Origin of the sequence: Rhodococcus phenolicus, assembly GCF_001646785.1 — a bacterium.
GTDB classification, from domain to species: Bacteria; Actinomycetota; Actinomycetes; order Mycobacteriales; family Mycobacteriaceae; genus Rhodococcus; species Rhodococcus phenolicus.
Genome location: NZ_LRRH01000023.1, coordinates 59,855 through 70,128 on the forward strand (window position 1 = coordinate 59,855; position 10,274 = coordinate 70,128).

The following is a 10,274-nucleotide window of genomic DNA, read 5'->3' on the forward strand; positions in this document are numbered from 1 at the left end:
GCGTCACCAGGGGGCGTCGACACGAAAGGCAAGGACGATGAGCGACAGAGTCGGGGCGATCGAGAAGTTCATCATCACGCTGCTCGACAACGGCAGCCGGCTGCAGGGGCCCGCCGTCGACAAGTACGTCGACCGGGTCCGCAGGTCACATCCCGACGAGTCGCCGGCGCAGATCATCGAGCGCCTCGAGAAGATGTTCCTGACCGGTGTCACGGGCAGCGGATCCGCGGTCGGCGCGACCGCCGCGTTCCCCGGCATCGGAACCCTCACGGCGGTCGGCGCGGTCGGCGCCGAGACGGTGTTCTTCCTGGAGGCGTCGGCGCTGCTGACGCTCGCCGTCGCGTCGGTGCACGGCATCCACCCGCACGATCACGAACAGCGCCGGGCGCTCGTTCTCGCCGTGGCGCTCGGCGAGACCGGCATGGAGGTCGTGAGCAAGGCGACCGGCACGACGATGAAGAACTGGTCGTCGGCGGTCACCGGCAAGATCCCCGGCTCCCAGCTGAAGATGCTCAACAATTCGCTGGTCAAGAAGTTCATCCGCAAGTACTTCGCGAAGCGCAGCGCGCTGATCCTCGGCAAGCTGGTGCCGGCCGGGATCGGCGCGGTCATCGGTGGTGCCGGCAACCGTGCGCTCGGCAAGCGCACGATCGGCAACGCCCGCACCGCGTTCGGTCCGGCACCCGCGCAGTGGCCGGACGCGCGCGCCGCCCTGCCGCCGAGCACCACCGCTGCCCTGCCGAGCGCTGCGTCGGCCGGCGGTTCCTGACATGTCCGAGCCGGCGGTGTACGTCCGGGAGTCGGGAACCGGCTCGCGGACCGTCGTACTGCTGCACGGCTACTCCGACCACGGCGGCACCTGGTGCAAGGTCGAACCGGAACTCGCCGAACGGTACCGGGTCCTCACGGTGGATCTGCCCGGGTTCGGCCGCAGTTCCGGGCAGTGGCGGACACCGGTGATCGACCATTACGTCGACACCGTCGCCGATCTGGTCGCGGACAGCGCCGAGCCGGTCGCGGTGATCGGCAACTCGCTCGGTGCCGTCACCGCGCTCGCGTTCGCGTCGGCTCACCCGAAACGCACCGACCGGGTGGTGCTGTCGGACATGCCGGGTCTGGCCGGGATTCCCCGCGCCTGGACGCAGAGTGCACGTCTTCCGCTGGACCGGGTGTCGCGGCTGCTGTCGCGGCCGGTCCCGGTGCCCGTCATGCAGCGGGCGATCGGCGAGTTCTACACGCGGGCGGCGCTGCACCGGCCGGACCGCATGGATGCGGCGACACTGACCGCTTTCACTGCGAACTTCGCCGACCGCCGTCAGGTGGACACGATGCTGCGGGTGGGGCGCACCGCGGTACGCGAACTCGGGAGACTCCCGATACCCCAGATGGTGCACGCGCTGACCATGCCGACCCTGCTGGTGTGGGGCGCGCACGACCGGGTCACGCCGGCGCGGGCATCGCGGCGCGTCGTCGGCGGACCGGACCGGCAGGTCGTGATCATCCCCGACGCCGGTCACTGCCCCCAGCTCGAGTCGCCCACCGAATTCCTCGGCGCGGTGCTGCCGTTCCTCGAGCACTGAGGCAGCATCGAGCGGCCGGGGATGCGGACACGTAGGCTCGCCACGATCACGTGAACCGGCAGAGACGGGGGAACTTCTTGACCGCACAGTTCGCGCAGGCACCGGACGCGTTCCCCGTGTCCGGGCCACCGCCGGGAATCGCCGTGCAGGGGCTGACCAAGACCTACCGGAACGTCGCTGCCGTATCGAACCTGTCGTTCACCGTGCCGCCGGGTTCGATCACCGGCTTCCTCGGACCCAACGGGTCCGGTAAGACCACGACGCTGCGGATGCTGCTGGGCCTGGTGCGTCCCACCGCGGGACTCGCGCTGATCGACGGCGTCCCGTACGCGTCCCTGCAGCAGCCCGGGCAGGTCGTCGGCGCCGTCCTCGACGCGCAGGGCGCCCATCCGAAACACACCGCGCTCACCCACCTCGAGGTGTACTGCGCGGCGATGCGGGTCCCGGTCACCCAGGCGCGGGCCACGCTCGACCTGGTCGGTCTGGGTTCGGTCGCGTCGCGGCGCACCGGCGAGTTCTCCCTCGGGATGCGCCAGCGGCTGGCGCTGGCGACCGCATTGCTGGGGCGGCCCCGCTATCTGGTGCTCGACGAACCCGCCAACGGTCTCGATCCCGAGGGCATGGCGTGGCTGCGCGAATTCCTCCTGTCGTACGCCCGCTCGGGCAACACGGTGCTGGTGTCGAGCCACATCCTGCGGGAGGTCGAGCAGATGGCCGACCACCTGGTGATCGTCAGCAACGGAACGCTGGTGCACCAGGGCAGCACCGCAGATCTGCGCAACGCGTACCGCTCGCGCGTCCTGGTGGCCTGCTCGGACCCGGCCCGCCTCGCCGCGGCCCTTGCCGCCGCCGGAGTCACGGACGCGCAGATCCAGGGCGACGGCCGGCTCGCGGTGGTCGGGGCCGAACCCGAGCGGATCGCGGCGCTGGCCGCGGAGCAGAAGGTGACGGTCTTCGGCACACACGTCGAACACGTCGATCTCGAGCAGGTGTTCCTGTCCATGACCAGTGGTCGATACGCGGCGCAGGCCGGCTACCCGCAGCCCGGGCAGCAGCAGTACCCACCGCAGCAGTACCAGCAGCCCGGGTACCCGCAGCAGCAGTACCCGCAGCCCGGCTACCCGCCGCAGCAGTACCCGCAGCCCGGGTACCCGCCGCAGCAGTACCCGCCTGCCGCGCCCGGACCCCAGCAGCCGCCGTACGGACCGGGAGGATTCCGACGTTGACCGCGCTCCTGACCGCCGAGTTCCGCAAGGTCCTCGGCCTGCGCTATTGGTGGATCCTCGGGATCGCCCCGGTCGTGGTGGGCCTGTTCTCCGGCGCACTGACCCTGCCGCTCGCACGCCAGGTCGAGGACATCGTCGGCGAAGGTTTCGCGTCGGCGGTCGCGGCCGCGATCGGTATCGCACTGGCGCTGGCACTGGTGTTCCTGTTCGCGGCCCTGTTCGGTGCCGTGAACGGCGGCACCGAATTCCAGCATCGGACGATGGTGACCACCTTCCTCACCACCCGCGGCCGCGACGGGGTGATCGCCGCGAAGTACACGACGGCCGCGGCGTTCGGGCTGCTGTACTGCGTTGTGGTGGAGATCGCGGCGGTGCTGACCGTCCTGATGTTCGCCGGCGGCGACGGCGGCACGTCCACCGGATCGGATCTCGGTCAGCTCGCGGCGGTCCTCGGTGCCGGTGTGCTCTGCGCCGTGCTGTGGGCCCTCCTCGGGTCCGGCCTCGGACTGTTGACCGGTTCCACCGTCGGCAGTGTCCTCGCGATCTCCGCGTGGATTCCGTTCGGTGAGCTGATCGTGTCGCTGATCCTGCACGGGTTGGGGCTGGGCGCGGTCGCGGATCTGCTTCCCGTCCAGCTCACCTGGTACACGATCGTCGGGGTCATCGACATTCCCGAAACCGGGGACATGGCCGTCGGGTGGCCGGCGGCCCCGATCGCACTGATCGGCTGGGCACTGCTGATCTGTGCTCTCGGCTGGTGGCGGGTCCGCAGCCGCGACCTGGCCTGATCGTCGCCGAAACGCCGAGTTCCCGCGGGGACCCTCAGCGGTCGCTAGGATCGGTCCGCAGGTGCACGCTTCTCCACGACCTCGATACTCTTCGACCCTTGGGGTTTGTTCGATGACCGAGAGCTGGCAGTCCCGCGATCCGTTCGACGACATCTTCAACCGCTTCTTCGGCCCCGGCAGCCTGCGGCAACCACAGGTGCAGCGTGTCGACCTGGGCCGATTGCTCAACGACGATGCGAAACGCCTGGTCTCCACCGCCCGCGAGGCCGCCCACGAGTGGGGCAACTCCGAGCTGACGCCCGAACACCTGCTGTACGCGGCGACACTCGAGGACCCGACACGAGGGGTGATCACCGGACTCGGGCTCGACCCGGACACCGTCGCCGATCAGATGCGCACGCTCACCGGCGGCGCGGAACAGAAGGCCGCTGCCGCGGGCGACGGCGACGCGGTGGTGCTGAGCCCGGCCGCCAAACGGGCCCTGCGGGTTGCCCAGCAGCAGGCCGGCGAATCCGGCATCAGCTACATCGGCCCCGAACACATCCTCTACGGAATCGCCGCCAACAGCGAGAATCCCGCGGCCCACGTGCTCGCCGGCGCGAAACTCGACGCAGCGTCGCCGCGAGGCACGGACAGCACCACCCCCACACTCGACGAGTACGGCCGCGACCTCACCGCCGAGGCACGCGCCGGGTCGATCGACCCCGTCGTCGGCCGCGCCGACGAGATCGCCCAGACGGTCGAGATCCTGTCCCGGCGACGCAAGAACAATCCGGTGCTCATCGGGGACCCGGGCGTCGGTAAGACCGCGATCGTCGAAGGACTCGCGCAGCGGATCGTCAACGGCGACGTGCCGTCGACGCTCGCGGACCGGCGCGTGATCGCGCTGGACGTCGGCGCGCTGGTCGCGGGCAGCAAGTACCGCGGTGAGTTCGAGGAACGCCTCACCAAGGTCCTCGACGAAGTGCGGGCACACTCCGACGAGCTGATCCTCTTCATCGACGAACTGCACACCATCGTCGGTGCGGGCAGCGGCGGCGAGGGGTCGATGGACGCGAGCAACCTCCTCAAACCGGCCCTCGCGCGCGGCGACCTGCACGCGATCGGCGCCACGACGATCGACGAGTACCGGCGGTACATCGAGAAGGACGCCGCCCTCGAACGCAGGTTCCAGCCGGTGATGGTCTCCGAGCCGTCCGTGGACGACACCATCGAGATCCTGCGCGGACTCGTCGACGTCTACGAGGAGCACCATCAGGTCCACTACACCGACGAGGCCCTCGTCGCCGCCGCCGAACTCTCCGACCGCTACATCACCGACCGCTTCATGCCCGACAAGGCCATCGATCTGGTCGACCAGGCCGGTGCCCGGGTGCGGCTGCGCACCAAGACCTCCGACCCCGACACCCGATCCCTCGAGGAGGAACTGGCCCGCCTCGGACGCGAGAAGGACTCCGCGGTCTCCGGTGAGGACTACGAGCGGGCGGGCCAGCTCAAGAAGGAGATCGCGAACGTCCGGGACCGGCTCGGCCGGGCGGGCACCGGGTCGACCCCGCAGGTCGAGGTCGTGGACATCGCCGAGGTCATCTCACGCCAGACCGGAATTCCGGTCGCGGAGCTGACCACCGAGGAACGTCAGCGCCTGCTGGACCTGGAGGACGTGCTCCACGCCCGGGTGGTCGGACAGGAACAGGCCGTGACCTCGGTCGCGGAGGCTGTGCGACGGGCCCGGGCCGGACTCTCGGACCCCCGGCGGCCGATCGGCTCGTTCCTGTTCCTGGGTCCGACCGGTGTCGGCAAGACCGAACTCGCGAAGGCACTGGCGGAGGCCGTGTTCGGCGACGAGGACCGCCTCATCCGCTTCGACATGAGCGAGTTCCAGGAGAAGCACACCGTGTCGCGGCTCGTCGGCGCTCCCCCCGGCTACGTCGGCTACGAGGAGGCCGGTCAGCTGACCGACAAGGTGCGCCGCCAGCCGTACTCGGTGGTGCTGTTCGACGAGGTGGAGAAGGCCCACCCCGACGTCTTCAACGTGCTGCTCCAACTCCTCGACGACGGACGCGTCACCGACGCGCAGGGACGCACCGTCGATTTCAAGAACACCATCGTCATCCTGACGAGCAACATCGGCTCCGATCTGATCCTCGGTGCCCCCGACAGCGACATCGAGGCGTTGACACCCCAGCTGATGGAACGCCTGCACGCGCATTTCCGGCCCGAGTTCCTCAACCGGATCGACGAGACCGTGGTCTTCCGTCGCCTCGACAAGGATCAGCTGCACAACATCGTGGAATTGATCCTCGACGGCACGCGCCGGTTGCTGCGCGCCCAGGACATCGGCCTGGACGTCACCGACGCGGCCGTGGACCGGCTCGCCGACATCGGTTTCGAGCCGCAGTTCGGCGCGCGGCCCCTGCGCCGGACGGTGCAGCGGGAACTGGACAACAAACTCTCCGGCCTGCTGTTGAAGGGCACTCTGGGCTCCGGTGACACCGTCCGCGTCGACGCCGGTACCGACGGGCTGATCCTCGAGCGGGTGGCGCCGAGTGGCGCGGAGGGCACCCTGCCCGAGGAGCCGTCCAGCGGCACCTGAGCCGTCCCGGACCGAATCCTCCGCGGCTGCGTGTCGCCGTGCGGGGCTAATCTCGGCTGCGATGCCACACCACTCGCAGACGCCGGGCTGGATCCGCCGCCTGAGCACCGAATCGTTCCGCCACCGGGCCGTCGCCATCGGTGCGCTGACGGCAACGGTCGTCGCCGCGCTCATCGACATCGGGTTCCCCCTCCTGACGAAACTCGCGCTCGACAGCGCCACGCACCCACACGGCGCCGATCTGCATCTGATCGCGGTCGCCGCCGCCGGGATCGCGGGCGGCGCGCTGATCCGCTTCGGCTGCCAGTACGGCCGCCGCATGCTCGCGGGGCAGTTGTCGCTGAACGTGCAGCACGACCTGCGGCTGCGGCTGCTCGGTTCGTTGCAGCGGCTCGACGGTCGCGGCCAGGACCAGATCCGCACCGGGCAGGTCGTGTCCCGCTCGATCACCGACCTCCAGCTCGTGCAGGGCCTGCTCGCGATGGTGCCGATGTCGGCGGGCGCTCTGCTGCAGTTCGTGCTGGCCCTGGTCATCATGGCGGTGCTGTCACCGCTGCTCACCGTCATCGCGGTCGTGACCGTTCCGGTCATCGCCCTGATCGTCCGGACGGTACGGCCGAAACTGTTCGCGGCGACCTGGTCCGCGCAGCAACGCGCGGCCGACCTGGCCCAGCACGTCGAGGAAACCGTCACCGGTGTACGTGTGGTGAAGGGCTTCGGGCAGGAGGACCGCGCCGTCGACCAGCTGGAACGGCACGGGCTCGCGCTGTACGCCGAACGGATGCGCGCGGCCCGTGTCAACGCCCGGTTCACGGCACCGATGGGTGCGATCCCCCAGCTGGGGCTCGTCGCGACCATCGCCCTCGGCGGGTGGCTCGCGCTGGACGGCACCGTCACCGTCGGCACCTTCCTCGCGTTCACCGCGTACCTGGCGACGATGAGCGCGACGACCCGCACGTTGTCGTCGGTGATCATCATGGCGCAGCTCTCGCGCGCCGCCGTCGAACGCGTCTACGAGGTGATCGACGCCGAGCCCGACGTCGCGGACCCGCCGCATCCGGTGCCGCTGCCCGACGGTCCGCTCGGGCTGTCGTTGCGAGAGGTGACGTTCGGCTTCGAAACCGACCGGGACGTCCTGCGCGGAGTGGATCTCGAGGTCGCCCCCGGCGAAACCGTCGCCGTGGTCGGGCCCGCCGGGTCCGGGAAGACCGCGCTGTCGCTGCTGCTGCCGCGGTTCTACGCGCCGGACTCCGGCTCGGTGAGCGTGACCTGCGGCGGCACCGAGCTGGACGTGCGCGCGCTGCGCAGCGACGAGTTGCGTGAAGCCGTCGGCCTCGTGTTCGACGAACCGTTCCTGTTCTCCGACACCATCGCGGCGAACATCGCCCTCGGCCGGCCCGACGCCGGCCCCGACGAGATCCGGGCCGCGGCGGTCGCGGCCAGGGCCGACGAGTTCGTCGAGGCACTGCCCGACGGCTACGACACCGTCGTCGGGGAACGCGGGCTGACCCTGTCCGGCGGTCAGCGACAGCGGGTCGCGCTGGCCCGGGCGCTGCTGCTGGATCCGCGGGTGCTGATCCTCGACGACGCGACCTCCGCCGTCGACGCCGAGACCGAGGCGGCGATCTTCGCGGCACTGCGCGAACAGGATCAGCGCACCACCCTCGTGCTCGCGCACCGTCGCTCCACCCTGTCGCTCGCCGATCGGGTCGCGGTGCTCGACGAGGGCCGCATCGTCGACATCGGGACCGTCGACGAACTCGAGGCGCGCAACGCGCTGTTCCGGGCGCTGCTCACCGGCACCGGGGACGGCGATCGCGACAGCGATCCCGTCCTGCTCGCGGCCGAACCGTCGGCCGGGCACCTGTGGCCGCAGGTGTCCGGCGACGAGGACGACACCGCCGTGTCCGCTGCCTCCGCGACGTCCCCAGGTCCCGGCGGCGGCCCGGGCGGAGGGGGCCCACGCAGCGGGGGCGGTCCCATGAGCGGAGCGCTCGGCTCGGTCGCCCCCACCCCGGAACTGCGGACCGCGGTGGCGGCGCTGCCCCCGGCCACCGAAACCCCGGGCGGGCATCCGGACCTGCAGTCCCGGTCGCTGCGCCGCCCCGATCCGAGGTTCCGGCTGTGGACGACGCTGCGTCCGGTCCGGCTGCTGCTCGCCGCCGTCGTGCTGTGCCTCGCCGTCGAGTCCCTCACCTCGATCGGGTTCCCGTCGATCGTGCAGTACGCCGTCGACGAGGGCGTGACCCCCGGCGATCCCGCCCGGTTGTGGGCCGCGGTCGGCGCCGGGATGCTGCTCGCGCTGCTCGGCTGGGCCGTGGTCGCGGTGCTCACCGTACTCACCGCGCGCGCCGGGGAACGGGTGCTGTTCGGGTTGCGGGTGCGCAGCTACGCCCATCTGCAGCGGCTCGGGCTCGACTACTACGAACGGGAGCTGTCCGGCCGGATAATGACCCGGATGACGACCGACGTCGATGCGCTGTCGTCGTTCATCCAGACCGGCCTGTCGACCGCGGTCGTCAGCGTGCTCACGCTCACCGGGATCTCGATAGCCCTGCTCGTGACCGACCTGTCGCTGGGTCTCGTGGCGCTGGCGGTGGTGCCGCCGCTGCTGCTCGCGACCGTCTGGTTCCGGAAGGTGTCCTCGTCGGCGTACGCGATCTCCCGCGAACGCATCTCGATCGTCAACGCGGACTTCCAGGAGAACGTCACCGGGCTGCGCGCCGCTCAGGCATACCGGCGCGAGGCGTTCGCCGCACAGCGCTTCGCCGAACGCGCCGACGCCTACCGGCGCAGCCGGATGCGGTCACAGCGGGCGATCTCCCTGTACTTCCCGTTCATCACCATGCTGTCGGACCTGGCGTTGGCGGCGGTCGTCTACGTCGGCGCGCGGGAGGTCGCGGCGAGCGAGGCGACACCCGGCGTGCTGGTCGCGTTCGTGCTGTACCTGAGCTTGCTGTTCGGCCCGATCCAGCAGCTCTCGCAGGTGTTCGACGGCTATCAGCAGGCCCGTGTCGGCCTGCGGCGCATCGGCGATCTGCTGCGCACCGAGAGTTCGCTCGAGACCGGTCCTCCCGGCGCGGTGCCGGTCACCGGGCACCTGCGCGGCGACGTGCACCTCGCCGACGTCGGCTTCCGCTACTCCGGCGCGGACACCGACGCGCTCACCGACGTCGACCTGCACATCCCCGCAGGTTCGACGGTCGCGCTCGTCGGCCGCACCGGCGCCGGCAAGTCCACCGTCGTCAAGCTGCTCGCCCGCTTCTACGATCCGACATCCGGTTCGGTGCGGGTCGACGGCGTCGACCTGCGGGACTACCGGCTTCCGGAATACCGCGGACGACTCGGGGTCGTACCTCAGGAAGCACACCTGTTCACCGGCACGGTCGCGAGCAACATCGCATACGGCCGGCCCGACGCGGACCGCGCCGACATCGAGTCCGCGGCTCGCGCGGTCGGTGCGCTGGGCATGATCGCCGGCCTGTCCGGGGGCATGCACCATCCGGTCGGCGAACGCGGCCAGGGACTGTCGGCCGCGCAGCGGCAGCTCGGCCCGCGGCCCGCGCCGACCGCGTCGTGGTGGTCGACGGCGGGCGGATCGTCGAATCCGGTCCGCACGCGGCTCTGCGTTACGCCGGTGGCGTATACCAGACCCTCTGTGATGCGGCCGAAACCCGGGCAGGGAATAATCGGTCGTCGAGAACCGTCATCGATGGAGACCCCGTCGAAGTCGAAGCACAGATTGTGAGGTAGATCTCGCCGCATGTTCGATCAATTCCGATCGTCACAAGCACGGGATAGCCTCATGAACACAGGCGCTCCGATCGGGTACCGAAGAAGGAAACGAGGCGAACAACTGCCGTGAGCAGCAGCTCTACATCACAGTTCGGACAGAACCAGTGGTTGGTTGACGAGATGTACCAGCGCTTTCAGGACGATCCCTCGTCCGTGGACGCGAGTTGGCACGAATTCTTGACAGATTATTCCCCGGAAACAGCGGTCGCAGGTGGTGCGAACGGCACCGAGACCGCGACCGCTCCCGCTCCGACCGCCACTGCGACGGCTCCCGCCCCGAAGCCCGCGCCGG

General features: G+C 70.2%; 6 protein-coding genes and 1 pseudogene. All 7 read left to right on the top strand.

The annotated features are described in order from the left end of the window. Window positions 1–37 precede the first annotated feature (37 nt). A complete protein-coding gene (locus A8G15_RS08355; protein ID WP_068157776.1) occupies window positions 38–769 on the top strand; it encodes a hypothetical protein in 732 nt (243 codons plus the stop codon). Between the two features lies 1 nt (window position 770). Further along, complete coding sequence (locus tag A8G15_RS08360) at window positions 771–1,580, top strand: alpha/beta fold hydrolase (protein WP_068157779.1); 810 nt, start codon at window positions 771–773, stop codon at window positions 1,578–1,580. Window positions 1,581–1,657: 77 nt separating this feature from the next. Then, window positions 1,658–2,806: an ATP-binding cassette domain-containing protein gene (locus A8G15_RS08365; protein WP_082899745.1), complete on the top strand. Its 1,149-nt coding sequence runs from the start codon at window positions 1,658–1,660 to the stop codon at window positions 2,804–2,806. Further along, on the top strand, window positions 2,803–3,594 hold the full coding sequence (locus A8G15_RS08370) for an ABC transporter permease (RefSeq protein ID WP_068157780.1): 792 nt from the start codon (window positions 2,803–2,805) through the stop codon (window positions 3,592–3,594). Before A8G15_RS08365 ends, A8G15_RS08370 begins: the two co-directional genes overlap by 4 nt. Window positions 3,595–3,706: 112 nt before the next feature. Continuing rightward, window positions 3,707–6,187 (top strand): ATP-dependent Clp protease ATP-binding subunit, encoded by a 2,481-nt coding sequence (locus A8G15_RS08375; RefSeq protein ID WP_068157783.1) that lies wholly within the window; start codon window positions 3,707–3,709, stop codon window positions 6,185–6,187. 61 nt (window positions 6,188–6,248) lie between these two features. Beyond that, window positions 6,249–9,940 (top strand): annotated as a pseudogene (locus A8G15_RS08380) (ABC transporter ATP-binding protein). 108 nt (window positions 9,941–10,048) lie between these two features. Further along, the coding region (locus tag A8G15_RS29740; RefSeq protein WP_156665306.1) for a 2-oxoglutarate dehydrogenase E1 subunit family protein at window positions 10,049–10,274 on the top strand (226 nt) is incomplete at its 3' end.